This is a genomic window from Citrobacter pasteurii, from assembly GCF_019047765.1.
Taxonomy (GTDB): Bacteria; Pseudomonadota; Gammaproteobacteria; order Enterobacterales; family Enterobacteriaceae; genus Citrobacter; species Citrobacter pasteurii.
The window spans coordinates 4,155,133-4,180,214 of sequence record NZ_CP077262.1; the positions used below are offsets into that span (position 1 = coordinate 4,155,133).

The 25,082-nt window shown below is 53.6% G+C and carries 20 protein-coding genes, 1 tRNA gene and 1 pseudogene; 11 read left to right on the top strand and 11 right to left on the bottom strand.

Going from position 1 to position 25,082, the window contains the following annotated elements; translation table 11 throughout:
* The first annotated feature begins 150 nt into the window (after positions 1–150).
* The gene (locus I6L54_RS20165; protein ID WP_005127927.1) at positions 151–1,257 is read left to right on the top strand and encodes a 4Fe-4S binding protein; all 1,107 of its coding nucleotides are present in this window, start codon (positions 151–153) and stop codon (positions 1,255–1,257) included.
* Positions 1,258–1,330: 73 nt separating this feature from the next.
* On the opposite strand, the gene I6L54_RS20170 is transcribed toward I6L54_RS20165, so the two are convergent.
* The 5 genes from I6L54_RS20170 to I6L54_RS20190 are packed head-to-tail and all read right to left on the bottom strand — an operon-like array spanning position 1,331 to position 6,076.
* A complete protein-coding gene (locus I6L54_RS20170) occupies positions 1,331–2,224 on the bottom strand; it encodes a MurR/RpiR family transcriptional regulator (protein ID WP_040232823.1) in 894 nt (297 codons plus the stop codon).
* Between the two features lie 2 nt (positions 2,225–2,226).
* Positions 2,227–3,174, bottom strand: coding sequence for an iron-siderophore ABC transporter substrate-binding protein (locus tag I6L54_RS20175; protein WP_005127924.1), 948 nt, complete (start codon positions 3,172–3,174; stop codon positions 2,227–2,229).
* A 15-nt stretch (positions 3,175–3,189) separates the two neighbouring features.
* Positions 3,190–4,242 (bottom strand): FecCD family ABC transporter permease, encoded by a 1,053-nt coding sequence (locus tag I6L54_RS20180; protein WP_040232825.1) that lies wholly within the window; start codon positions 4,240–4,242, stop codon positions 3,190–3,192.
* Positions 4,239–5,252 (bottom strand): FecCD family ABC transporter permease, encoded by a 1,014-nt coding sequence (locus I6L54_RS20185; RefSeq protein WP_040232827.1) that lies wholly within the window; start codon positions 5,250–5,252, stop codon positions 4,239–4,241. The genes I6L54_RS20180 and I6L54_RS20185 overlap by 4 nt, the downstream gene beginning before the upstream one ends.
* Entirely contained in the window at positions 5,249–6,076 is an 828-nt protein-coding gene (locus I6L54_RS20190) for an ABC transporter ATP-binding protein (protein ID WP_040232828.1), read from the bottom strand. Before I6L54_RS20190 ends, I6L54_RS20185 begins: the two co-directional genes overlap by 4 nt.
* A 445-nt stretch (positions 6,077–6,521) precedes the next feature.
* Here I6L54_RS20190 and I6L54_RS20195 point away from each other — a divergent pair, with 445 nt between their 5' ends.
* Together I6L54_RS20195 and I6L54_RS20200 are read left to right on the top strand one after the other, a co-directional pair.
* A complete protein-coding gene (locus I6L54_RS20195) occupies positions 6,522–8,684 on the top strand; it encodes a TonB-dependent siderophore receptor (protein WP_040232831.1) in 2,163 nt (720 codons plus the stop codon).
* Between the two features lie 181 nt (positions 8,685–8,865).
* Entirely contained in the window at positions 8,866–9,375 is a 510-nt protein-coding gene (locus tag I6L54_RS20200) for a hypothetical protein (RefSeq protein WP_040232832.1), read from the top strand.
* A 99-nt stretch (positions 9,376–9,474) separates the two neighbouring features.
* Here the strand turns inward: I6L54_RS20200 and foxA are convergent, their stop codons facing one another.
* The 3 genes from foxA to I6L54_RS20215 form a co-directional block, all read right to left on the bottom strand.
* Positions 9,475–11,583 carry a ferrioxamine B receptor FoxA gene (gene foxA, locus I6L54_RS20205; RefSeq protein WP_137378456.1) on the bottom strand — a complete coding sequence of 703 codons (2,109 nt, stop codon included), beginning with the start codon at positions 11,581–11,583 and terminating at the stop codon, positions 9,475–9,477.
* Positions 11,584–11,704: 121 nt separating this feature from the next.
* Positions 11,705–12,688 (bottom strand): AraC family transcriptional regulator, encoded by a 984-nt coding sequence (locus tag I6L54_RS20210; protein ID WP_005127915.1) that lies wholly within the window; start codon positions 12,686–12,688, stop codon positions 11,705–11,707.
* A 115-nt stretch (positions 12,689–12,803) separates the two neighbouring features.
* Positions 12,804–13,709, bottom strand: a complete 906-nt coding sequence (locus I6L54_RS20215; protein WP_040232836.1) for a LysR substrate-binding domain-containing protein — start codon at positions 13,707–13,709, stop codon at positions 12,804–12,806.
* Between the two features lie 109 nt (positions 13,710–13,818).
* Here I6L54_RS20215 and I6L54_RS20220 point away from each other — a divergent pair, with 109 nt between their 5' ends.
* Both I6L54_RS20220 and I6L54_RS24400 read left to right on the top strand, forming a co-directional pair.
* Complete coding sequence (locus I6L54_RS20220; protein WP_040232838.1) at positions 13,819–14,445, top strand: LysE family translocator; 627 nt, start codon at positions 13,819–13,821, stop codon at positions 14,443–14,445.
* 200 nt (positions 14,446–14,645) lie between these two features.
* Positions 14,646–14,771: pseudogene (locus tag I6L54_RS24400) on the top strand (YjhX family toxin); the annotation flags it as partial.
* A gap of 66 nt (positions 14,772–14,837) precedes the next feature.
* On the opposite strand, the gene I6L54_RS20230 reads toward I6L54_RS24400, so the two are convergent.
* On the bottom strand, positions 14,838–15,407 hold the full coding sequence (locus I6L54_RS20230; RefSeq protein ID WP_040232839.1) for a DJ-1/PfpI family protein: 570 nt from the start codon (positions 15,405–15,407) through the stop codon (positions 14,838–14,840).
* Positions 15,408–16,115: 708 nt separating this feature from the next.
* Between I6L54_RS20230 and I6L54_RS20235 the strand changes: the two genes are divergently transcribed.
* The 6 genes from I6L54_RS20235 (at position 16,116) to I6L54_RS20260 (ending at position 23,458) form a co-directional block, all read left to right on the top strand.
* Positions 16,116–16,652, top strand: coding sequence for a tetratricopeptide repeat protein (locus I6L54_RS20235; RefSeq protein ID WP_040232840.1), 537 nt, complete (start codon positions 16,116–16,118; stop codon positions 16,650–16,652).
* Positions 16,653–16,860: 208 nt separating this feature from the next.
* Entirely contained in the window at positions 16,861–18,513 is a 1,653-nt protein-coding gene (locus I6L54_RS20240) for an ATP-binding protein (RefSeq protein ID WP_040232904.1), read from the top strand.
* A complete protein-coding gene (locus I6L54_RS20245) occupies positions 18,506–19,201 on the top strand; it encodes a response regulator (protein WP_040232843.1) in 696 nt (231 codons plus the stop codon). The genes I6L54_RS20240 and I6L54_RS20245 overlap by 8 nt, the downstream gene beginning before the upstream one ends.
* Before the next feature lie 260 nt (positions 19,202–19,461).
* Entirely contained in the window at positions 19,462–20,550 is a 1,089-nt protein-coding gene (locus tag I6L54_RS20250; RefSeq protein ID WP_040232844.1) for an ABC transporter substrate-binding protein, read from the top strand.
* 75 nt (positions 20,551–20,625) lie between these two features.
* A complete protein-coding gene (locus I6L54_RS20255) occupies positions 20,626–22,395 on the top strand; it encodes an ABC transporter permease (protein WP_040232845.1) in 1,770 nt (589 codons plus the stop codon).
* The gene (locus I6L54_RS20260; protein ID WP_005133552.1) at positions 22,388–23,458 is read left to right on the top strand and encodes an ABC transporter ATP-binding protein; all 1,071 of its coding nucleotides are present in this window, start codon (positions 22,388–22,390) and stop codon (positions 23,456–23,458) included. Before I6L54_RS20255 ends, I6L54_RS20260 begins: the two co-directional genes overlap by 8 nt.
* Positions 23,459–23,630: 172 nt before the next feature.
* Here I6L54_RS20260 and I6L54_RS20265 read toward each other — a convergent pair.
* Positions 23,631–23,706: transfer RNA gene (locus tag I6L54_RS20265), tRNA-Thr, on the bottom strand.
* A gap of 114 nt (positions 23,707–23,820) precedes the next feature.
* Entirely contained in the window at positions 23,821–25,074 is a 1,254-nt protein-coding gene (proA, locus tag I6L54_RS20270; protein WP_040232848.1) for a glutamate-5-semialdehyde dehydrogenase, read from the bottom strand.
* Positions 25,075–25,082: the final 8 nt, after the last annotated feature.

Genomic DNA, 25,082 nt, shown 5'->3' on the forward strand with positions numbered 1-25,082 from the left:
TGTTATTTTTATACATGTCCATTAGCGTGATAAAAATGGCAGCCGATTAATAAGATGCAAATCAAATACACTATATCTTTATAGCGGTAGCATATCCCGGTGATGAGTCTTCCTGAATGCAGGGGGAAATATGAGGGATAATAAAAGATCATGAACGGGAAAAAGAAAACGCGCTGGCAACGCCGCCCTGGTACCGTCGGAGGGAAACTGCCGTGGAATGACTGGCGCAATGCCAGTAGCTGGAGAAAAGCCACCCAGTTTCTCCTGCTGGCTATCAATATCTATATTGGCGTGACGTTCTGGTATTGGGTTCGCTATTTCGAAACAGCCGGTACCAGCGTTTATATCCCAAGGCCCGGCGGTATTGAGGGATGGCTTCCCATTGCCGGTCTGATGAATATCAGATACACACTGGAAACCGGCTTTCTTCCCCCCATTCACGCTGCTTCCATGCTGCTGCTTGTTGCCTTTATCCTGATGAGTCTGCTGTTAAAAAAAGCGTTCTGCTCGTGGTTGTGCCCGGTGGGTACGCTGTCTGAGCTGATAGGTAATCTGGGCAAAAAAATAGTGGGTCGCAACTTCACCCTGCCGCGCTGGCTGGATCTCCCCTTGCTGAGCCTGAAATATCTGCTGCTGAGCTTCTTTCTGTATATCGCCCTGTCGATGCCAGCACAGGGGATTCAGTATTTTCTGATGTCAGCCTACGGCATGATTATCGACGTTAAGATGCTCGATTTCTTTCGTAATATCGGCACGACGACGCTCATCGTGGTGGCGGTTATCAGCATCATGAGCCTGTTTATTCGCAATGCGTGGTGCCGTTATCTGTGCCCTTATGGCGCACTGCTTGGCCTGTTCTCTTTGCTTTCGCCGTTTAAGATCCGCCGTAATGCCGACAGTTGCATCGATTGCGGCAAATGCGCAAAGAACTGCCCGTCGAATATTCCGGTCGATCGCTTAATTCAGGTACGCACCGTTGAGTGCACAGGATGTATGACCTGTGTGGAATCATGTCCGGTAGCCTCGACGCTGACCATGTCGCTGAAAACACCGCCTGGCGCACAATCAGGGCACAGCGCAGCGCCTAAACCATGGTGGCGACAAGGTAGGTTATCAGGGTGGACAATGACGCTACTGCTGCTCGGTATTCTGTTTGCCGCCGTAGGTTATGCGGTGTACGCCAACGTCTGGCAGACGCCGGTGCCGGATCATATGTATTTCCAGTTGATCCCGAAGGCCAGAATGATCGGCCATTAATGGTTTGATCTGTCTGCATTTATGCCGGGTGGCGACGACACCCTACCCGGCCTACACAGCGGATATCACCGGTTTATTTCTTCGCCCCGGATTTACCAATGCCCCGATACAGTTCGTTAATCCGCTTCACGGATTTAATTGAACGCTGCGGCGCAGTAGAAGCGACAGACAGCACAATCATTTCCAGACACACCAGCACCGTACCGTGGAGCGGCATTTTCCCATTCTCGCCGCCGCGCGGCACGTTAATCACCACATCTGCTTCTTTACTAAAACGGGAGTCCAGCGCGTTCGTCAGTAAAATAACCGGGACACCCAACCGCCTGGCCTCGCGAATGGTCGTCAGCCCTTCCCGGTGCGGAGATTTCTGCGCCATCATGATCAGCACATCTCCACGCTGCAATGCGATCAGTTGCTCCGCGAGGTTAATCCCGGTGCGATTAAATGCTACCGCAGGCAGGCCAATACGGCTGAGCAGACGAGCGGTATAATCCGCCAATACGCCGGATGCGCCAATACCAAAAATTCCCACCTGACGGGCTTCTACCAGTAATGTCACCGCCTGGGCAATTGCATAGCGGTTTTGCGGTGTAGAAAGCGCTTCACAGGTACGCTGATGCCCCTGCAAGACAAAATCAATACTGGAGTTAACATCGCAAGAGAGCGTATTGACCGTGGTGGTCATCTTCTCTTCTGAGGTCACGCCAGGGCCAAACCAGTGTTCAATGGTCTGCTTTAAATCGCGCAACCCGGCAAACCCCAGCGCCTGAATTGCCCTGACCACCGTCGCGTCAGAAGTTTGCGTGGCGGCAGCGATTTCTATCGCCGTAAACTCCAGCACCACTTCGCGGTTTTCGTTGATATAACGCGCCACGGCCTGCATACGTGGCGAGAGCAAATGCGCCCGGGCGCGAAAACGGTCACCATAGACATCAATACGGTTTTTGGCTTTTTTCGCCGTCAGCATGGTTATTTAGCCTCCGGTAGCCATCGTCCGGCGATGTGCGTTTGCACCTGCGCCACCATCAGACTGAGCGAGGCATAGGAATTAGATATCGCCTCTTCACGGGAGAGTAAAACGTAATGTCCGCGCTGGCAGGCGGTCAGGAACTCACACCAGCCAGGCATCACCGCGTCCATCGCCGCGATTTCATCCTGCGGTTTACCGCCGGTATCGCCACGCCAGGTCGCGAAGACAAAATCGGCATCCAGTTCAGGCAGACGTTCCGCACTGACATCAATGCGTCCCCCCGGCGGAATACTGTCGATAAGCTTCGGGAAAGTGAAACCGGCATCGCGTAAAACTCGCCCCAGGGAATGATAGGTGTGCAACGCATTGATTTTGCCCTGATTGGCCTGTATTACCGCCACAGAGATGTGCTGCGTATCAACCGTCCGCTTGAGCTGGGCTATTTCTTCACGGTAGCGCCGTTCCAGCAATGCCAGCCGGTTCTGCGTACCGGTAAGCTGCGCCAGCTTGCGGTAGATTTCCGGCGCACCGCCATCAAGATGATCGATGCTGACCGTCGGCGCTATTTTTTCCAGTTGCTCAATCGGCGTGTTACGGCTGGGTTCGGTGATAATTAAATCCGGTTTCGCCGCCACAATGGCTTCAATATCAATGTCTGCCGTACCGATATACGTCATGTTCGAATTATCAAAATCCACGCCGGTCAGCAGCACGCCGGAGCGTAAAAAATGGCTACCGTCAGGACGCGTTCGGCCGTGACTGGCCACCGGAGGCACGCCCAGTTCGATCAGTGGAATAGTGATGTCGAGATCGTGCAATGACACAATGCGCTGCGGATGCCGCGGCACGGTCACCACTCGCCCGAGATCGTCAGTAAATGACTGAACAGGCACCGCCGCCTGGACGGTGCAGCCGACCAGCAGCAGCAATGAAAAGATTAAACGCATATACCCTCTTAACAATTACAAGCGATCCCGGCGACGCCAGAGCAACAGCAAAAAGAACGGTCCACCGGCCAGGGCAATGACGATCCCGGCGGGGATTTGCAGTGGTGCGAACGCCAGACGCCCCACGGTATCGGTGACCAGCACCAGCAATGCACCGATCAACGCACTTCCCCACAGCAGCGCTGTTTGTCCGCCACGCAGCCAGAATCGTGCCATGTGTGGCGCCATCAACCCGACAAAACCAAGGCTGCCCACGCAGGCAACACTGGCAGCGGTGAGTACAACCGGCGCGAGAAAACGCAACAACGCCAGTCGGGATAAACGTACCCCCAGCCCCGTTGCCGTCGCATTGCCAAGCAACGCCACATCCGAAGCGCGCGCCGTGGCAAATAAGATGATGGCCGCAGGCAACGTCCAGACCAGTGCCACCAGCAGCAGTGGCCAGGTGGCGGCATGAAGGCTCCCCGCCAGCCAGACCAGAGCAGTCTGTACGTCACGGACATCGGCGGTGGTCATAAATACGCCCATTCCCGCGGCAAAGAACCACGACACGCCAATGCCTATCAACACGAAGCGAGGCCGGGAGAAATCACGGGCCAGCAGCATCACCAGTGCAGCGACCAGTGCGCCGCCGGCCATTCCCGCCAGGGGCCGCCAAACCAGACTTGCGGACGGGAAAAGCAGCACCAGGGCCAGCACCACCACGCAACTCCCTTCTTTGACACCGATAAGCCCGGGATCGGCCAACCCGTTGCGGGTGATAGATTGCATCGCCGCCCCGGCCAATCCGAGCATCGCCCCGCACAGAAGCGCCATCAGCAGTCGCGGCAGTCGTACATCCCAAACGACATACTGTTGCTGAGCCGTCAACGCCTGAGGGTCAAACACCGCCCGTCCGATAGCGGAAGCCGGAACCGGGAGCGACCCCTGCATCACGCCAAACAGCAGTAATGCGATTGCCAGCACCGTCAGGCTGAGGCTGTACAGCACGGTTTTGGGACGAATGACACGAGAAAATCCACCCACCCGCCATGCACGAAGCCCTGCACGTTGCAGTATATCGTTCATTTCAAAAACCTCGACGCAATGAAAATAAACGCCGGTGCGCCCACCAGGGCGGTCATAATCCCTGTAGCCAGCTCCTGCGGAGCCAGCACCGTGCGGGCGGCAATATCCGCCAGCAGCAGCAGCACCGCACCCAGCAATGCCGACGTAGGTAGCATCTGACGAATATCTTCTGTTACCAGACGGCGGGTAACATTAGGCACTAACAGGCCGATAAATCCCAGCGGCCCCACGACAGAAACCGCCGCACCGCACAACAGCGCAATGGCGATCATCGCCAGCAAGCGTATGCGCAGAATATTCACCCCTAACCCACAGGCCATACGGTCGCCGAGAGCCAGAATATTCAGGCCCGGCGCGATAGCGAGCGCCAGCACCATACCGGCAAGCGACGGGGGAACGGCACTTTTGACACTTTCCCAACGCAGACCCGCGAGATCACCTACCAGCCAGGTGCGCATTGCCAACAGGGTTTGTTCATCCAGAATCAGGATGGCCGCAGTAAGCGATGACACCATGGCCGACAGCGCCACGCCGCACAGCGTGACCTTCAGCGGCGTTAAGCCACCGCGCCCGGCAGATGCAAGCGCCATCACCAACGAAAAGAGTGCCGCAGCACCGCCTGCCGCCAGCAATGGCTGGCTTACCCCCGTCACGCCAAGCGCGGTGCACAACACAACGACAAACGCCGCACCGGCATTCAGCCCCAGAATATGCGGCTCTCCCAGCGGATTACGAATCAACGCCTGCAACAGCCCCCCCGCAACACCTAACGCCGCGCCGACCAGCATCGCCGCCGTCATGCGCAGCAGACGTAAGGAGACAATAATCCGGTGGTCAAAATTTTTCGCGTCAAAGTGGAACAGCGCCTGCACGACGGTCTGCGGGCTGATAGTGCGTGCGCCCACACCCAGATGCACCACTGCCAGAACACACAACAGCAACGTTAACACGGGGAACGCCAGCATAATCCGGCCACGGCGACGAGCCAGTGTGCTTGCCATGACCGTCATTGCTCTTGCCCGCCCGGCGCGCGGAACGGCATAAAGAACGGTTTGCCGGTGAGAGGATTCACCGACATCTGCACGTCGACGTCAAACACGTGCTTAATCAACTCGGGCGTGCAGTTTTCGCCATCATGCACGACGCCCTGCAACGTCCCCTGTTTGAGGAACACCAGCATGTCCCCGTAATTCACGGCAAAATTCAGGTCATGCAGGACCACAACCACAGTACGGCCATGATGGCGAGTCAGTGAATGCAACAGTTCGAGGATCTCCACCTGATAGCGCAGATCGAGAAACGTAGTCGGCTCATCCAACAAGATGACCGGCGTTTGCTGTGCCAGCGCCATCGCAATCCAGCAGCGCTGACGTTGCCCACCGGAAAGGCTCTCTACCGGCAAATGCGCAAAATCAGCAGTTCCGGTTAACTGGAGTGCCTGCTCCACGGCGCGTTCGTCATCGTCCGTCCATTGCGAAAGCATGTTCTGCCAGGGAAAACGCCCACGCGATACCAGTTCAAAAACGGTAAGCCCTTCGGGCACCAATGGGGATTGCGGCAGGATGCCGAGCTGGCGTGAAACCGCTTTGGTGGGCTGTTGATGAATGGCTTTGCCATCCAGCAATACGCTGCCGCCGTGCGGTTTCAACATACGGGCGATAGTGCTTAACAACGTTGATTTACCCGAGCCGTTCGCCCCCACCAGTACCGTCATTTTGCCTTGCGGAATAGTGAGACAGATATCGTGGACAATGGTGTTATGGCGATAACCCGCAGAAAGCTGTTGTAGTTCAATGCCCGTTCTGTGGGCGATATTTTCCACATGCTGTGGCATGTTCACTCCTGCGCCGCCGCATGGCAAAGCCTGCATGCGTAACTCTCTAAATAAAAATAAAACTCATTCTCTTTGTGATCTTGCTGGCTTGCACTGTAGTAGTCAAGCAATTACACCCTGTAGTTACATCACCTGTCGCCAACAACTAAAGCACAAATAAAAAACGCTGAAAAACCAATGAAAATCATTTTTTTCAATATATTGAAAATTAAATACCCTTAAAAAAACGACGGTTAAATTGCGTCGAATCGCTTGTAGTTTCTTTTTCATTTTTACGTTTACTACTACAAACACCCATGATTGAATGATTCTCAATTACACATCTGACGCCAGTAACGCTGGCTTACAGATGGATAAATGCAGGGCTGGCAAGCCGGGCAATGAATTGAATCAACCTGTTTCCCTGCCCATTTTTGGCAGGGTCTTTTGCGGAATAAATAAAATAATGGCTGAGTTAACGACTTACTTTTCGGGGATGAAAGGGCGGGCATTGTGCTCTGCTCTCTTTCTGGGCATGACAACAACACCTACGGTATTTGCAGCGGAGAAAGAGACGACTCCGCCTAAAGGGGAAGATACCATCACCGTTCGGGCAGATGCGTCGTCTGCCGATCAGGCCGTAACATCGGGTTATCAACCGCTGAGCTCGTCCACCGCGACGCTGACATCCATGCCATTGTTGGATATCCCGCAGGTGGTGAACACTGTCAGCGATAAAGTTCTGGAAGATCAGCATGTCACGACGCTGGACGAAGCGCTGTATAACGTCAGTAACGTCGTGCAAACCAACACATTAGGTGGCACACAGGATGCGTTTGTCCGCCGTGGCTTCGGCGCAAACCGTGACGGCTCGGTGATGACCAATGGTCTGAAAACCGTATTGCCGCGCAGCTTTAACGCCGCCACCTCACGCGTGGAAGTGCTGAAAGGCCCGGCCTCAACCCTGTATGGGATTCTCGATCCCGGCGGCCTGATTAATGTCGTCACCAAACGTCCGGAAACGCAGTTTGGCGGGTCGATTTCAGCAACCTCCAGCAGCTTTGGCGGCGGCACAGGGCAGTTTGACGTGACCGGGCCGATTGAAGGCACGCCGTTGGCGTATCGCCTGATTGGCGAATATCAGCATGAGGATTACTGGCGTAACTTCGGCACCAATCAGAGCAGCTTCATCTCTCCGTCCCTGACCTGGTTTGGCGACAAGGCCACCGTCAACGTGCTCTATTCACATCGCGACTATAAAGCCCCGTTCGATCGCGGCACCATTTTCGATCTCAACACCAAACACGCGGTGAATGTGGATCGCAAAACCCGTTTTGATGAGCCGTTTAATATCACCGATGGCGAATCGGATCTGGCGCAGCTGAATGCCGAATACCGTTTCAACAGCGAATGGACAGCGAAATTCGACTACAGCTTTAGCCAGGATAAATACAGCGATAACCAGGCTCGCGTGATGGCTTATGATTCTGCAAGCGGAAATCTGACCCGCCGTGTTGATGCCACTCAAGGCTCCACCCAGCGCATGCACGCCACACGTGCCGATTTACAGGGCAACGTCGATATCGCTGGCTTTTATAACGAGATCCTCACCGGCGTCTCTTATGAGAACTACGATCTGCTACGCACCGACATGATCCGCTGCAAGAACGTAAAAGGGTTCAATATTTATAATCCTGTCTACGGTACGTTGGGTAAATGTACTAACGTTTCTGCTGCTGATAGCGATCAGACCATTCAACAAGAGAGCTATTCTGCGTATGTGCAGGACGCGCTGTACCTGACCGATAAATGGATCGCCGTCGCCGGGATGCGTTATCAGTACTACACCGAATACGCTGGCAAAGGCCGTCCGTTCAACGTCAACACCGACAGTACCGACCAACAGTGGGTGCCCAAATTCGGTATGGTGTACAAACTGACGCCGTCGGTATCGCTGTTCGGTAACGTGTCGCGATCCTTCATGCCGCAATATTCTATCGCCAGTTATATTGGCGAATTGCCACCTGAAACCTCAACGGCTTATGAAGTGGGGGCAAAATTCGATATCTTTGACGGTATCACAGCCAATATTGCCCTGTTTGATATTGATAAACGCAATGTGCTGTACAACGAAATGATCAATGGCGAAACCGTGGCGAAAACGGCGGGTCGCGTGCGTTCACAAGGTGTGGAAGTGGATGTCGCCGGTTCGTTGACCACCAACACCAATATCATCGCCAGCTACGGTTATACCGCCGCGAAAGTGACGGAAGATCCTGATTACAAAGGTAAGCCGCTGCCTAATGTACCGAAGCATACCGGCTCATTATTCCTCACCTACGATATTCAGAATGCTTTTATGGGCAATACTCTGACGATTGGCGGTGGGGGTCATGGGGTGAGTCGCCGTTCCGCAACCAATGGCGCAGACTATTATCTGCCGGGCTATTTTGTCGCCGATGCCTTTGCCGCTTATAAAATGAAGCTGCAGTATCCGGTCACATTGCAGCTCAATGTGAAAAACCTGTTTGATAAGACCTATTACACCTCATCCATTGCCACCAATAATCTGGGTAATCAGATTGGCGATCCACGAGAAGTGCAGTTCACGGTGAAAATGGAATTCTGATCCTCTTCATCCATTAACCCTGCCAATTCTGGCAGGGTTTCCCGCTTATTCCGCCATTTTAAGATAATTGCACTTGTGCTGTCGTCGCCCCGTTTATACAACCCTAAAGATCACCTGTAATTCGATGACTTTTATTTTGTTATGGGCGACTGGGGACCACAATAATGAATGGGATAACATCATGACTAAAACAAAACTGACGCTGCTATTACCTTTATTTTTAGCTGGCTGTTCAATGAGTGACGGAGAATTAAGAAATGCTTATGCTCAGCATTATCAGCAACCCGCCGCCTGGGTCGATATCTATAAGCAGAAAATAGCCGGGATGGATATTAATGCGCTGGCGCAATATGCCGCCGCAGAAGATAAGAAAAAAATGCGTGGTCAGCCAAGACTGAAGATCGACGAATTCATTACCATTGAGAACGTGCAGGCGAAAGGGAATCGGGTGGTCTACGATTACTCGCTGTCCGAGAGCTGGCTGGCGCTGTCCGCAGATAAACAGCGCGAGAAGCAGAGCAATATGAATAAAGATTTGATCTACCGAACCTGTTCGTTGGAAACGGTACGTCTGGCGCAGGCAAAAGGGCTGGAAGAAGAACATAACTATTACCGCCAGTATCCTGACAAGTTAGCCTTCACCCTGAGAACCAGCGCGCAGATTTGTATGCAAAACGGTTTTACTAAATAGCCGCAATCCACTATGCCTGATGCGCTGCGCTTATCAGGCCTACAATTTGCACGCTGCCGTATGCCGGATAAGGTGCCAGCGCCGCATCCGGCTTAAGCATCAGAATTTCCACGACACGCTACCAACAATGCTGCGTTCTGCGCCAAAGTAACAATAAGAAAGCGAGTTGCAGGCCGCTACATAGCGTTTATCGGTCAGATTGTTGACGTTCAATTGCGTGCTCAAACCTTTAATACCAATATTCGTTAAGTCGTAGCCAATCGCCAGATCCACCAGCGTATACGATGGCAGGGTGTGAGTATTCTGGCGATCGCTGGTAATACCGTTGACGTAACGCACACCTGAACCCAGCGTCAGGCCATCCAGCGGGCCGCTTTTTACATCGTAGCTTAACCAGGTACTGGCCTGATTGCGCGGCGCATAAACGGCACGCTTGCCCTGCTCTTCCGGGCTGCTTTTCTTATAGCGAATGTCGGTATAGGTATACGCCGCCTGCAGACGGAAACTATCCGTCAGTTGGCTAATCGCCTCCAGTTCTACCCCTTCAGACTCAATTTCCCCAATCGAGCGATACGGATCGGTCGGCTCTTCTTTGGTGGCAATGTTGGTCTGATTAATACGGAATAGCGACGCGCTAAACTGGCTATTCAACCCTTCAGGTTCATATTTCAGGCCGGCTTCCCACTGCTTGCCTTTCATTGGATCCAGCAAATTACCGTTCTCATCGGCAAAGCTGGTTGGTGTAAAGGCGGTGGAATAACTCACGTACGGCGCAAAGCCGTTATCAAACAAATAAAGCAGCGCGGCGCGGGTGCTGAAGTTGTTTTTATCCAGATCGCTGCGGGTATCGTTTTGCTTATCAATGTTAGAGACGCTGACCTGATCGTAGCGACCACCGAGCGTAATACGCCAGCGATCCCATGACATCTGATCCTGCAAATAGTAACCCGTCTGGCGCAGCTTGTGCTTTTCACGCGCATACATGTCGATGTAGTCAGGCTTTGCGCCGTACACTGGGTTAAAGGCGTCAATCGGCGGGAACGCCCCGTAGTAGCCGGTGGTATTGTTACTGCGATCCTGATAGTCGATCCCCACCAGCAGACGGTGGTTAACCTGCCAGGTATCAAAGCTGCCGTCGAGCTGGTTATCCAGCGTAATCGCCGACATTTTTTCATCAGAGCCGGAGTAGCCGCGATTAAGCTCGGTTTTATTCAGCCAGCCCGACGCATACACCTGGTTCAACTCCACATCGGTATGCAGGTAGCGCAGTTTTTGCCGCACCGACCAGCCGTTATCAAACAGGTGCTCAATGTTGTAGCCCACCATATTTTCGCGGCGATCGTACTTATCGTAATCATCCTCACCTTCATAAAAGGTGTTGGAGATCTTTTGCCCGTAATGTGGAACCACGGTACCGTCATATGGCAGACCGGAGTGGCTACCGCCTTCGGGGTCACGGTGCAGATAGGCCATCAGATCCAGACGCGTCTGGTCAGTGATGCGCCAGGTGAGGCTCGGCATCAACGCGTAGCGCTCTTCTTTCAACGGGCCGAACTGCGAATCAGCATAGCGCGTCATGCCACTCAGGCGCGCCGCCACGCGGTCGTTATCGTCCAGCGCCCCGGTGACATCAAACGCGGCGCCGCGCTGATTGTTGTTGCCAGCAAACAGCTTCACTTCTCCGTCCGCATCAAACGACGGTTTACGTGATGTCAGCGCCACAATACCGCCCGGAGAGGAACGGCCATACAGTACAGAAGCCGGGCCGCGCACCACTTCGATATCTTCAAGGAACCACGGATCGACCACCAGCGAACTGTGTGAGTTAGTGTCGCCCATCATCTTCAGACCATCGAGATAGACGTTGTCCAGACTACCATCGGAGAAACCGCGCAGCACAATGTAGTCAAAGCGGTTGGAGGCACCAATCTGATTGCTGTACACCCCAGGTGTGTAGCTAACAGCCTGCCGCACGCTGGTTGCGCCCTGCTCTTCAAACTGTTCACGGGTAACGATCGATACCGACTGCGGCGTTTCGATATCCGGTGTGGCAAGCTTGGTCGCCCCACTCTGCATTTGCGAAGTGACAACCACCGTATCGTTTTTTGTTGTTTCCTGCGCCAGCAGAGGAAAAGCTACGCTACCGGTCACCCATCCTACCAGCAGCGCCAACCGAGTCTTTGCGAACATGAACATCTCCCAAGGCACGTCTAATTGTAAATGAGAATTATTGCCATTTTTGTATCAGGAGTCGCTATGCCGAATGCCAGGTTGCGTATGCGCAACGCCAAATTATTAATCTGCCACGCGCATAAAACGGGAAAATGGATTAGCAAAGTTTGAGAACATCACCAGGCGGGAAGCCATAGCGACGACGAAAGGCTGTGGAAAAGTTTGTGGCGTGCTGGTAGCCAGACATCCATGCGGCTTGCTGTACGCTATACCCTTCCAGTAAATAGCCACGCGCGCGTTCCAGGCGGCGGTCGCGCAGGTAGTCAAACACCGAGCAACCATAGGCCATGCGAAATTTACTGCGCAAACTGCTGGGGCTCATTGCTGCGCGCTGCGCCAGCTCGTTAAGCGTGTAGTCATTTTCAGGGGTTTGCTCCAACAGACGACGCACCCTTTCCAGCCGTTGCTGCTCACCACTGGCAGCGAGACATTTACCGCTCTCTACCTGACAAACGCTGAGACCGTGACCAAATAATTGTAGAATCAGTCCTTCCAGCATCAACTGGCGGGAAACATGGCTAAGCGAGCTCTGCTGCGCATATTGTAATCCGCTGAGTAAAAAACCCGGCACCTGCCAAATAAGCGTTGGCGTCTGGCAGTTTTCCCACTCACGCATAAGGGATTCAAGTAATCCTGTGCGCCATGCCCCGTCAGGATACAACCCGAGTGATAGCGTCCGTAGCTTGCAGTCTGCAGGGTGACGGGCGCTCATCGCCTGGCGTTCACTCAGACGCGAACTAAACGCCATGCCGGAACGTACCACATGTTCCTGCCCGTTGAGCGTCAGTATCACGCAACCTTCCAGCACCACCAGCATATACAAGGGGCTACTGTGCCGGGAGGTGGTTTCATACGGTTGCAACACCTGTACATCAGAGTGTGTGACGCACATCCCGCAAGGGAGCATCATCTCCTCTACTTCCCCTTGCAAAACGGCACTGGAACACGGAAGACCCGGTTTTTGTGTCAGCAATGGAAAACGGTAATCGATCCCGTAGCGCTCACCAAAGTCCCTAAACTCACTGACGGAGAAGGTGCGGGTAGAACGTCCGGATGCATTCTGGGCGGTGGTGTTGTTCATGCTGTCTTCTGCACAAGAAATGGAATTTGCAACGTACGATGGGTGGCAACATTACCATTACCCGCACAACACAACAATAATAATGAGAATTGTTATCAATATGGTATTCGGCGGGTTATTCCAGCCAGAGCAGTTCTGCCATGTCAGCCTCAGGTGCAGCTTCTTTTAACCAGCGATACAGCAACTCAATATTTCGAAGCCGGGTTGACGCTTTTGGCCAGACGAGGTAATAGCCTTCTCTTGTCGCGACGGCCTGTTTAAACGGTAACGCCAGCATCCCGGTCTGAATAGCCGTCAGGCTTAATAGCAGATCGGCGACCGCGATCCCATGCCCGCTCATTGCCGCAAGACTCCCCTGTTCCAGGGTATCGAACACTTTGCCACGTGCCAGGTTCAACGCAGGAAATGCCCCGGTACGCTGCAGCCAACGACGCCAGTCGCGGCGATCGGCAGAAGGATGAATCAATTCACAGACGGCGATATCACCTTGCGCCTGAGCCTGCAACGCAGGTGCGCATACCGGGATAAGCCACTCCTGAAACAGCAAACGGCTGTCCGTATCCTCGCCAAAATAACCATTCCCCAACAGGATTGCGCAGTCATACGGTTCGCGGCTGAATGCGACGGAATCGGTGTCCATCCACACGCTGGAGATTTCAATCACCGGCGTTGGATGGGCTTCCCGGAAATGACGTAGCACATCCAGCAGCCAGCGCATGGTCAACGTTGAGGGGGCTTTCAACCGCAGCGCATGACTGCGGCTACGAAAAGCATGGCAGGCGTGTTCTAAACTCTGAAACCCGGCCGTCAGTTGTTGCGCTAACCCCTGTCCTGAAGGCGTTATCTCAATTCGGGGGCCGCTACGAACAAACAGTTCGCAGCCAAACCAGGCTTCCAGTGTGCGGATATGACGGCTTACCGCACCAGGCGTGACATTCAGTTGAATAGCCGCTTTACTAAATGATCCCAGACGGGCAGCAGCTTCAAAAGCTCTCAGGGCATACAGAGGGGGTAGCGTCATCATCGGCTTCTATGTTGAGTTTTACTCACAGTAGAGCGCAGTTTTATTCGTTTTTCAATGTGACACGCAAGCGGAATACTGATGAAAAATAACGTCAGGATCATCAGATATGAATCTCGCTTTACTGGCTGTATACAGCCTCTCGGTGCTAACACTATTACTAACACCAGGCCCTGTTGTGGCGCTGATTACCGCGACGGCGGCACAGTACGGCTATCGCCAGGCCTTTATGACGCTATGCGGAACTAACGGTGCTTCATTGCTACTACTTGCGCTTGCTGCGCTGATGCTGGCGGGAGTGGTATCACTCTCTCCACTGCTGCTGTGTGTGCTGGGTCTCGCCGGATCGCTGTATATCGGCTATAGCGCGTTTTGCAGCCTGTGGGCAAGAAATCAAGCCGCCAGCGAAGACTCTCGCCAGCCGTCTCATGGGGGATTTATCAACGGTTTTCTGATTGGCATGTCAAACCCGAAAGATATTCTGTTCTTCGTTTCATTCTTTCCACAGTTCATCACCATTACACATAATTTCGCCACCAGCATGCTGATACTCACGCTGGTATGGATCATTTTTGACGTTGCCGTTCTGTCGTTTTATATCGTGATTTTCAAACGCTGGATGCCCATGCGGTTTGTCAGATACAGCGTTTTTATCTCATCCCTGTTCCTGCTGGCGGTAGCGGTGTTTGGCACTATCTATAATGTGGCCGCACTGCGGTTACAGATCACAAATTAGCGTCATAAGGGCTCCCCTCGAGGGACTGCCGGTTATCATTCACCATGTAAATACCTTTCAACTCAATCCGAGGCTTTGATGCTGGAGAATGTCATCATCAGATAATCAGTTTGCCGACCTTATCAGGCCGGACTGGTTATCAATGCGCTGAAATCGAATGCGGACACCGCAGTGTGTTTGCACGTTTTGCACATGATGATCACGTCCACGACAGCGCTGGCCGCGTCACATCCGTTGAATGTTATAGCCGTGAAGGATTGCTGCTCTGCGACTGCACGCTTGAGGTGTTTAAAAAGCTCAGAACCAAAAAGTTGATCAAATCCGTTGCAACGATAATTTTTTGCAGTCGGTATAGCCGGATGGGTTATACCGACCTGCAAAGCCAATACCCGTTACTTCATTAATACTTCAACAAATTTAGCCAACCAGGCAGGATGAGCAGGCCATGCCGGCGCGGTAATCAGATTGCCGTCGACGTGCGCCTGATCAATCCCGATATCGGCATAATGCCCACCGCTTAACCGAACTTCTGGCGCACACGCTGGATACGCGCTGCAGGTCCGGTTTTCTAACACTCCGGCTGCCGCCAGCAGTTGCGGGCCATGACACACAGCGGCGATAGGTTTACCCGCAGAGTTAAAGTCTTGTACCAGTTGAATGACATCCGGATTCAGACGTAAATACTCCGGCGCCCGCCCGCCAGGGATCAACAAGGCGTCATAATCCGCCTCGCGCGCATCAGAGAAATTCGCATTCAAGGTGAAGCGATGCCCTGGTTTCTCACTGTAGGTCTGCGCCCCATCAAAATCGTGAATGGCGGTCTGAACATAGTCACCTTGTTGTTTATCCGGACAGACGGCATCAACCCGATGACCGAGCATTTGCAGAGCCTGGAAAGGCACCATCGTTTCATAATCTTCGACATAATCCCCGACCAGCATCAGAATCTTCTTCATGCACATCCCCCACTCACGGTTATTAATAATGAGAAATAACGGCCATCTTTACTATAGTTCACACGACTCGGGACATTAATAAATACCGCAGAACAATCGGCTGGATCACAGTCTACACAGAGACCCGTCAGAAGGGTCTTTTATGAGTTAGATAACGCAAAGTGCATTTGATAAATATAAATTATCTATAAATATATTGTTGCGAAATTCTAATACCGGCAAGCTTTACCTGTCATATTTAATATCGCTAATTGCAACATATAATCTCTGTGTTATATTTCACCTGGAATTCAGGTGGCTTTTTTTATTTATTATTGAATAAATAAAAAAAGCCATATTATTTATCTTCTATACCCTAAATAATTCGAGTTACAGGAAGGCGGCGATGCAACGAATCCCCAGGAGCGTACACCAGTAGGTGACTGGGGTGAGTGAGCGCAGCCAACGCAGGGGCTGCCTGAAGATACACCTCTTACTGCCACCTGGATGGCATTTAGTGCCAGTGCGGGGATCAGAGAAGCTCCCCCATTTCCCGTGGTACGGAAAATTTGGCGCGCCGCAACAGCCTCGTTAGCGGCTCCTCCTTCTTTGCTAATAAAGCGGTGTATTAAAAATAAACGGCAGGTCAATTTATAGGCATCGATAATGAATAAAGCATGGTCTGCGCGGTTTACAGCATGCAAGAACCTTCACTCATACCGAGAGGACAGGACCATGAAGATGCACGCCAGGACGAAAATACTGCCGTTGATTTGCCTGATCTCAGGCGGGCTGCTCTACTCCGCTGCAGCCAGCGCCATGGGAAATGACGATACCACCACACCAACATGCCCGAAGGGTCAGGTTTACGACAACAAAACCCAAAAATGTTTGCCAGAAAAAAGCAGCATGATCGACGATCAGGATAAAACGCAGTATGCGTATCACCTGGCGAAAACCGGCCATTATCAGGATGCCATCAATTTACTCGATACCTTACAGCAGCCCAATACGCGTGAAGCCTGGAACTATCGAGGCTACGCGACACGCAAGCTAGGGCGTACGGATGAAGGGATAAGTTACTACCAACGATCGATTGCCCTTGATCCGCACTATGCGAGAGTGCGCGAATATCTTGGGGAAGCATGGATGGTTAAAAGCCGCCCCGACCTGGCGAAAGCGGAGCTGGCAACCATTAAGAATATCTGCGGCACCCAATGCGAAGAGTATCGCGATCTGAAGGCCGCGATCGACGGACACCCAGAGTCATAGACCGGAAGCGCCAAAAAAATCACCGTCAACGATGCGCATTTTCAATGGATACAGTCGTTGGATCGCATCGTCGACATACCGTTTATTGCCTCAGAAATTTGCGGAGAATGTAGGCAGTTCACAACTCTGTCGTCCCTCGATTACGGTTCGTATTTTCGCATGATAGGCTTTTCAGATGACCCTTTCTGCTCTGGCCGCTGCGGACTACATGAAACTCAGATTGTCCTTTCAGGTAAAGCTGTTCCTCTCACTGGTGGCTTTTTCCTGCCTTCTGCTGGCGCTGCTTGGCGTATTGCTGTTTCACTTTATCGACCGTCAGTTGCACCACGATTTGGGCCAACGCGCGCGCGTACAGGCCAGCGAAATTGCCCTGATTCCCGGTCTGGCAGAAAAAGTACAGCAGCGGGATATTCCCGGTATCGCACAACTGATTCAGCCGCTGCGTGCCGAAAGCGACGCCAGCTATATTGTGATTGGTGATGCGCGTGAACAGCATCTTTACCACTCAGAATCCCCGGAGCGCCTTAACCTGCCGATGATCGGCGGCGACAATGCTGATGTACTGAAGGGCAAAACCATTATCACGGTGCGTAAGGGCGGGATCGGTGTCTCGTTACGCAGTAAGGCACCTATTTTCGATAGCCATCATCAGGTAATCGGCATTGTCTCCGTCGGTTACCTCACCTCCTACATCGCCAATATCAACGCCCGACTGCTGTGGCGCACCGGAATGTACGGCCTTGCCCTGCTGCTGCTGCTGTTTATTTTTTCCTGGTTACTGACCCGCACGCTGAAAAAACAGATGTTCGGCCTGGAACCCAAAGATATCGCCCAGTTGGTGCTACAGCAAAAGGCGTTACTGGAGGCCATGTACGAAGGTGTGTTTGCGGTGAATGCCGATAAGCGGCTAATACTCATCAACCGCGCCGCCAGGGAGATGCTCAATATTCGCCAGAGTGAACAAGCGCTGCTCGGCAAGCCGCTGGATGAGGTGATTCAACTGCCACCGTCGTTTTTCGCGCCAGGCAATACCGCTTATGACAGCCGCCATCACGATCATATTACCGTCCTGAATCAACGGGAAACCATCGTCAACCGCGTGGCTATTGAAGTCGAGCCGGGCACCCAAAGCGGTTGGGTATTCAGCTTCCGCGATAAGAACGATATCAATATGCTCAGCAGCCAACTCAGCCAGGTGACCCGCTATGCCGATAACCTGCGCATCATGCGCCACGAGCAGCTCAACTGGACGGCGACGCTCGTCGGTCTGCTGCAAATGCAGCGCTATGACGATGCGCTGCGTTATATCCAGGTACAGTCAGAGGGGGCCCAGCAGGTGCTGGATTTCCTCTCCAGGCAGTTTGTCTCTCCGGCGCTGTGCGGCCTGCTGCTGGGGAAATATGTCGGTGCCCGCGAGAAAGGCGTTGAGCTGGTTTTCGATCCCGCCTGCCAGCTCTCGCGCCTGCCGGAAGGACTGAGCGAAACGGAGCTGATGTCAGTCATTGGTAATCTGGTGGACAACGCTGTCGATGCCACGCTGAAAACGCCAGCGCGTACCGCGCCGGTGGAAGTGTATATATCGGATCGCAACCACGAACTGGTGATTGAAGTGGCTGACCGGGGCTGTGGCGTTGATGAGGCCATGAAGCCGCATATTTTTGAGCAAGGCTTTACCAGTAAACCCACTGACAGCAGTGAACTCACCGGTTCAGAACATGGTATTGGCCTGTACCTGGTCGTGGGCTACGTTCGTCGGGCAGGTGGCAGCATCGAAATAAGCAATAACATCCCACAGGGTACCGTATTTTCGGTTTTCATCCCGTTCCAGATTTCTCTTTCAACAGGATCTTCCCATGACTGATATCCGCCCTCTTGAGGTTGTTATTGTTGAAGATGAGCCGCATCTCGCACAGTTGCATCGGGAGTTTATTGAGCAAAACTTCCATCTGCGCATCGTGGGAATCGCGGGATCGCTGGAACAGGCCCGCGAACTGCTCCTCCTCCATCAGCCACGTCTGCTGCTGCTGGACAACTATTTGCCGGACGGTCAGGGCGTTGAGCTTATTGATAGCCCACTGCTCAAACAGTTTGAATGCTCGGTGATATTCATCACCGCCGCCAGCGATATGCAAACCTGCAGCCATGCTATGCGCAGCGGCGCGTTTGACTACCTGCTAAAACCCGTATTTTCCCACCGTCTGCGGGCCTCGCTGGAGCGCTTTATGTTGCTGGTACACACTCTGCGGCAGGTGAAGGTTGTTGACCAACATGCACTGGATAAACTGTTCAATTTACCCGCGGGTGAGGCATCAACCCAGCCATCAACAAAGGGCATTGAACCTGCAACGCTTGAGCGGGTGAAGCGTATTTTCAGCGAACATCCTGACACCAGTTGGTCAGTCGAACAGGTGGTGAAAGACGCAGGGATCAGTAAAACTACGGGTCGCCGCTATCTGGAGTATTGCGTGGAGATTGGGTTTGTTGTGATTGAGATTCAGTATGGGAATATTGGGCATCCAAGGCGGTTGTACCGGAAGGGGGCTGATTGACAACTCCGTAGGCCGGATAAGCGAAGCGCCATCCGGCTGCGTTCCGTATAGTGCCGGATGGCGCTTCGCTTATCCGGCCTACAGCGGTGAGCATTCCGTTCTCTCAAATCCCTGCGCTCACGGTTTCTATGGTGTTAATTACCGAAACAACGCCAGCAATCACATTTCCACCAGCCGGCTCTCTTCCCCCTCTTGTCTCTCCCCTCTCATCCGCTATGTTGACTTTTAGTTCCCAAAGTGTAACTAGAAGGTTAATAATAATGACAAACACATTCCGCATCTCTCTGATCCCTGCTGCTGTTTTCATGTCGGTTTCTGCCCTGTCCGCGCTACCGCAGGGGTATCCGGCTGACTACCAAAAGGTGGTTGATGCCGCCACCAAAGAAGGCAAAGTCGTGGTTTACTCCACAACGGATACCAAAGCGGCGGGGCCGCTGATTCAGGGCTTTGAAGCCACCTATCCGGGCATCAAAGTTGAATATAACGATATGAACAGCACCGAGCTGTATAACCGTTATATCAGCGAACAGGCTGCTGGCGGCGGCAGCGGTGACGTCATCTGGAGCTCCTCTATGGATACCGCGATGAAGCTCGCGACCGACTATGCCATGGAGTATGTTTCAGCAGAGCAGAACCAGCTACCGAAATGGGCTGTCTGGCACAACAAAGCGTACGGCACCACCTACGAGCCGGTGGTGTTTATTTACAACAAGCGCCTCATCCCGGCGAACGAGGTTCCGGATTCTCACGCCGCGCTGGCAAAGCTGATTGCAGGCCAGGTGGATAAATTCAAAAGCAAAGTCACCACCTACGATATCGAAAAATCCGGGGTTGGCTTCATGCTATCGGTGCTGGATTACAAGGCCGATCCGAACTACTTCAAAACATTGGCCGACGTGGCGAAAGGCGGGTTAGCCGTGCAATCGTCCACCGGTACGATGATGGAGAGGGTTTCATCGGGTGAAAACCTGATTGGTTATAATATCCTCGGCTCTTACGCCGAAGCGCGTGCCAAAAACGACCCGTCATTGGGTATTTCCTATCCGAAGGACTACACCCTGGTGCTGTCACGAGTTTCTTTCATCAGCCAGCAGGCAGAACATGGCAATGCTGCCAAATTGTGGCTGGACTATGTGCTGTCTGAAAAAGGGCAAAACATCCTCGCCAACCAGGCCGATATTCCCTCTATCCGTAACGATATCGAAGGTAAAAATGACATCGACGGTATGACCAAAATGCTGGGTAGCGCGCTGAAGCCGATCCCGGTTGATGAGTCATTACTTGAATACCTGCAACCGAAGAAACGTCTGGACTACATCAAACAATGGCGTGAAGCCGCGGCCAAATAAGAGCCAGAACCAGGTGCACGGTTCACTGGTGCGCCTGGTGCTCGTTTCCTGAATTCGTGTTACCGGATCTCGCTTATGAATGCATTACGCAGAAAGTGGCAAAGCTTGCCGCGCGGCATCGTCGTGCTGTTAACCGCGCTGGTTATCTACACGCCATTGTCGTTCATCGTGATACAGAGCTTTTTGTCCGCGCCGTTCTTCTCGCCGGCAAAGGACTGGAGCCTTGAATCCTTTGGCTTTATTTTTACCGACCCTGACTTCTATAAAGCGCTGAAAAGCGGCTTTATTCTCGCATTCGGTCTGGTCATTATCGCCATTCCTCTGGGCGGCATACTGGCCTTCCTGATGGTACGTACCGACTTACCGGGTAGACGTCTGATTGAGCCGCTGATCCTGGTGCCTATTTTTGTTTCACCGATGGTGCTGGGTTTTGGCTATGTGGTGGCCGCAGGCCCGGTGGGCTTCCTGTCGCTGTGGGCGCAGTCGCTGATTGGCTTCGTGCCGTGGAATATCTACGACATGTCGAGCATCGTGGTCATTGCAGGTCTGACACACGTACCGCACGCTTATCTGTATATCTCATCAGCGCTGCGCAGCGTGAGCTCAGACGTGGAGGAAGCCGCGCGTATCTCCGGCGCTTCCCCGCTGCAGGTGATGACCTCGGTCAGCCTGCCGATGGTTCGCCCCTCGATTCTGTACGCCGTTGTGCTGCTGTTTTTCCTCGGTCTGGAAGTCTTTGGTCTAATGCTGGTGCTGGGCGATCCGGAAGGCAACATGGTGCTGGCGACCTACCTGTACCAGCTGACCAATAAACTGGGTACGCCGTCGTATCACCTGATGGCGGCCGTTGCCGTGGTGCTGATCTGCCTGACCATCCCACTGGTCATGCTACAGCGTCGCCTGATGCGTACCGCTAACCGCTTCGTCACCATGAAGGGTAAAGCCTCGCAGGCCCGCGCGTTACCGCTGGGTAAATGGCGCTGGATAGCGGGTGGTGTGGTCGCGTTTTGGCTGACCATTACCATTGGCGTACCGTTGATGGGTGTGGTGCTGCGTGCGTTTATCTCCAACTGGGGTGTGGGTGTGTCGCTGTGGGATGAGCTGTCGCTTAGCACCTTCCGTACCATCTGGGAACAGCCGAACCTGTTGCGGGCCATCGTCAACTCCATGGCGATTGGCGTAATAGGCGGCGCACTGGCGGTAGGTTGCTATCTGTTTATCGGTATCGCGATGCACCGCAAGCCGGATAACACCACGCGTTTTCTAGACTACAGCGTGCTGGTGCCCCGTGCGGTGCCGGGCCTGCTCGCGGGTCTGGCGTTTTTGTGGGTGTTTCTGTTCTTACCGATGTGGCTCGATAACGCGCTGAAATCCGGCTGGTTATCCGGCATGCCGTGGTCGCAGTGGTTGCGAGACACGCTGATTGTCTGGCTGCGCTCGCTGCGTAGCACCATTTTCAGCGTCTGGCTGGCGTATACGGTGGTATGGATGGCCTACGGCCTGCGCCTCATCTCCTCAACGTTGCTGCAAGTGGGGCCAGAGCTGGAGGAAGCGGCACGCAGCACCGGTGCGACGCGTGGGCAGATTACCCGCCACGTTACCATTCCGCTTTCGCGTTATGGGCTGATTGGCTCATGGCTGCTGATGTTCCTGATCTTTGAGCGTGAGTATTCAACGGGCGTCTATCTGCTGTCGCCAGGCACGGAAACCATCGGTTCGATGCTGGTATCTCTGTGGGCGGCAGGTGCTATCGACATCGTCGCCGCACTCTCGTTTATCAATATTTTGTTGGTGGTGGTGGGCCTGGGTATTGCCCTACGTTTTGGAGTGAAATTACATGATTGAATTATCGGTCGAGAACCTGCACTTAACCTACGGTGATAACCCGGTGCTAAAGGGCGTGACCATGGACCTCAAACGGGGCGAAGTGGTTTCGTTACTGGGACCGTCCGGTAGCGGTAAAACCACCCTCCTGCGCGCGGTGGCCGGGCTGGAAAAACCGACACAAGGGTCAATTACCATCGGCAACAACAAGGTCTACGACGGCACCCCGCGCAGCGAAATCCCAGCCGAAGAGCGTAATCTGGGGCTGGTGTTCCAGTCCTATGCCTTGTGGCCGCATAAAACCGTATTTGAGAATGTGGCCTACCCGCTGAAGTTGCGCAAAGTCTCCACCGCAGAGATCAACCAACGGGTACAGGGTGTGTTGGATCAACTGGGCCTGGGACATCTGGGTAAGCGCCATCCGCATCAACTTTCTGGCGGCCAGCAACAGCGTGTAGCGATTGGCCGGGCGCTGGTTTATAACCCACCCGTGATCCTGCTCGATGAGCCATTATCCAACCTTGATGCAAAACTGCGGGAAGAAGCGCGCGTATTCCTGCGTGAGCTGATTATTAATCTCGGGTTGTCCGCGCTGATGGTGACGCATGACCAGGGAGAAGCGATGTCGATTTCTGACCGCATTTTGTTGCTCAACAACGGCAAAATTGAACAGCAGGGTACGCCGCAAGAGATGTATGGTTCCCCAAAAACGCTGTTCACCGCTGAGTTTATGGGCAGCAACAACCGTCTGCATGGCAAAGTCACTGACGTGCGCGACGGCAAAGCACGTATTGAAGGACGCGACTGGGTTCTGTGGGGTCAGGCGGGCGACGGCGTTCAGGTTGGCTATGAGGGCACCGCGGTGATCCGCGTTGAACGAGTGGTGCTGGCCGACGGGCCAGGCGAAAACCAGTTGGCTCTCCCGTTGCTCACCAGCATGTATCTCGGTGACCGCTGGGAGTACCTGTTCCGCACCGTGGCTGATGATTTTGTCATCCGCGCCTATGGCAACGAAGTTCGCGATCCTCAGCACTGCCACCTGGCGTTACCCGAAAAACATGTTTGGGTGTTCCCAAAATCCTGATGCCAGAAGGGAGCGGCTGTCGCTGCTCCTTTTTCTGGAAGGAGGATAGCGGTAATACAGAAGATATATTTGAGTACAATGGGATGATGATGCTGCTCATCGTGCTGATGACATCAAACGACCTGAGCCTGGTACAGGAAATGGGAAAAATCAGTCCGGAGACATAGAAAAATGGTGCCGATAATAGGAGTCGAACCTACGACCTTCGCATTACGAATGCGCTGCTCTACCAACTGAGCTATATCGGCCCTGATAAGGACATGTCCACGAATGCGAACACGGGGTAGAAGGTTAAAACTAACCGGGCGATGCGTCAATGGCCTTGTGAATCAAACGCCTATTTTTGCATCACCCGGTTTCAATTACGCACGAATCGTGTCGTCACCAAAGCCAATCCACTTGTAAGTGGTCAGTGCTTCCAGCCCCATTGGGCCACGCGCGTGCAGTTTTTGCGTACTTACCGCCACTTCCGCACCCAATCCGAACTGGCCGCCATCGGTAAAACGCGTAGAGGCGTTAACGTACACGGCAGAAGAGTCCACTTCATTCACGAAACGATCGGCGTTACGCAGCGTGCGCGTCAGGATCGCATCGGAATGTTGGGTCCCATGCTCGCGAATGTGGGCGATGGCATCGTCCAGGTCAGTAACGACTTTCACGTTCAAATCCAGCGACAGAAACTCGTCGTCATACTCTTCGACTTTCACCGCGACCACGTTAGCGGGTCCGGTCTGCAATGCGGCCAGCGCCGTCTCATCGGCATGCAGCGTGACGCCGCTTTGCGCCATCTGCTGGCTCAGCGCAGGCAGAAAACGTGCGGCGATGTCCTGATGCACCAGCAGAGTTTCTACGGTGTTACAGGTGCTCGGACGCTGGGTTTTAGCGTTGACGATAATTCTCAGCGCCGGGTCAATCTCCGCGGTATCATCAACATAAATATGACATACGCCAATGCCGCCGGTGATAACCGGAATGGTCGACTGCTCACGACACAGCTTGTGCAGACCCGCACCACCGCGAGGGATCAGCATATCGATGTACTTATCCATCCGCAGCATTTCAGCGACCAGCGCGCGATCCGGGTTGTCTATCGACTGCACGGCGGCGGCCGGTAAACCGCAGGCTTCCAGCGCCTTTTGGATCACCGCTACGGTCGCGGCATTCGTCCGGCACGTCTCTTTTCCCCCGCGCAGGATCGCCGCATTGCCGGTTTTCAGGCACAGGGAAGCCACATCAACGGTGACGTTTGGACGCGCTTCATAAATCACGCCAATCACGCCCAGTGGGACGCGACGACGCTCCAGACGCAGACCGCTGTCCAGCAGCCCGCCGTCAATCACCTGCCCGACCGGGTCGGCGAGATGACACACCTGGCGCACATCGTCAGCAATCGCTTTCAGACGCGCCGGCGTCAGGGCCAGGCGGTCGAGCATCGCATCGCTCAGGCCATTGACTCGCGCCTGCTCAACATCTTGTACGTTTGCGCTGAGAATGCTTTCGGTTTGTGCTTCCAGCTCATCAGCGATTGTTTCCAGTACGCGATTTTTTTCGCGACTGGAGAGCAGCGCCAACTTGTATGACGCGGCTTTGGCAGCAATGCCCATTTTTTCCAGCATATGCCTGT

Excerpts from the sequence above, each read along its gene's own strand:
- I6L54_RS20165 (WP_005127927.1), top strand. The coding sequence starts at position 151 with ATGAACGGGAAAAAGAAAACGCGCTGGCAACGCCGCCCTGGTACCGTC.
- I6L54_RS20170 (WP_040232823.1), bottom strand. The coding sequence starts at position 2,224 with ATGCTGACGGCGAAAAAAGCCAAAAACCGTATTGATGTCTATGGTGAC.
- I6L54_RS20175 (WP_005127924.1), bottom strand. The coding sequence starts at position 3,174 with ATGCGTTTAATCTTTTCATTGCTGCTGCTGGTCGGCTGCACCGTCCAG.
- I6L54_RS20180 (WP_040232825.1), bottom strand. The coding sequence starts at position 4,242 with ATGAACGATATACTGCAACGTGCAGGGCTTCGTGCATGGCGGGTGGGT.
- I6L54_RS20185 (WP_040232827.1), bottom strand. The coding sequence starts at position 5,252 with ATGACGGTCATGGCAAGCACACTGGCTCGTCGCCGTGGCCGGATTATG.
- I6L54_RS20190 (WP_040232828.1), bottom strand. The coding sequence starts at position 6,076 with ATGCCACAGCATGTGGAAAATATCGCCCACAGAACGGGCATTGAACTA.
- I6L54_RS20195 (WP_040232831.1), top strand. The coding sequence starts at position 6,522 with ATGGCTGAGTTAACGACTTACTTTTCGGGGATGAAAGGGCGGGCATTG.
- I6L54_RS20200 (WP_040232832.1), top strand. The coding sequence starts at position 8,866 with ATGACTAAAACAAAACTGACGCTGCTATTACCTTTATTTTTAGCTGGC.
- I6L54_RS20210 (WP_005127915.1), bottom strand. The coding sequence starts at position 12,688 with ATGAACAACACCACCGCCCAGAATGCATCCGGACGTTCTACCCGCACC.
- I6L54_RS20215 (WP_040232836.1), bottom strand. The coding sequence starts at position 13,709 with ATGACGCTACCCCCTCTGTATGCCCTGAGAGCTTTTGAAGCTGCTGCC.
- I6L54_RS20220 (WP_040232838.1), top strand. The coding sequence starts at position 13,819 with ATGAATCTCGCTTTACTGGCTGTATACAGCCTCTCGGTGCTAACACTA.
- I6L54_RS20230 (WP_040232839.1), bottom strand. The coding sequence starts at position 15,407 with ATGTGCATGAAGAAGATTCTGATGCTGGTCGGGGATTATGTCGAAGAT.
- I6L54_RS20235 (WP_040232840.1), top strand. The coding sequence starts at position 16,116 with ATGAAGATGCACGCCAGGACGAAAATACTGCCGTTGATTTGCCTGATC.
- I6L54_RS20240 (WP_040232904.1), top strand. The coding sequence starts at position 16,861 with ATGAAACTCAGATTGTCCTTTCAGGTAAAGCTGTTCCTCTCACTGGTG.
- I6L54_RS20245 (WP_040232843.1), top strand. The coding sequence starts at position 18,506 with ATGACTGATATCCGCCCTCTTGAGGTTGTTATTGTTGAAGATGAGCCG.
- I6L54_RS20250 (WP_040232844.1), top strand. The coding sequence starts at position 19,462 with ATGACAAACACATTCCGCATCTCTCTGATCCCTGCTGCTGTTTTCATG.
- I6L54_RS20255 (WP_040232845.1), top strand. The coding sequence starts at position 20,626 with ATGAATGCATTACGCAGAAAGTGGCAAAGCTTGCCGCGCGGCATCGTC.
- I6L54_RS20260 (WP_005133552.1), top strand. The coding sequence starts at position 22,388 with ATGATTGAATTATCGGTCGAGAACCTGCACTTAACCTACGGTGATAAC.
- proA (WP_040232848.1), bottom strand. The coding sequence starts at position 25,074 with ATGCTGGAAAAAATGGGCATTGCTGCCAAAGCCGCGTCATACAAGTTG.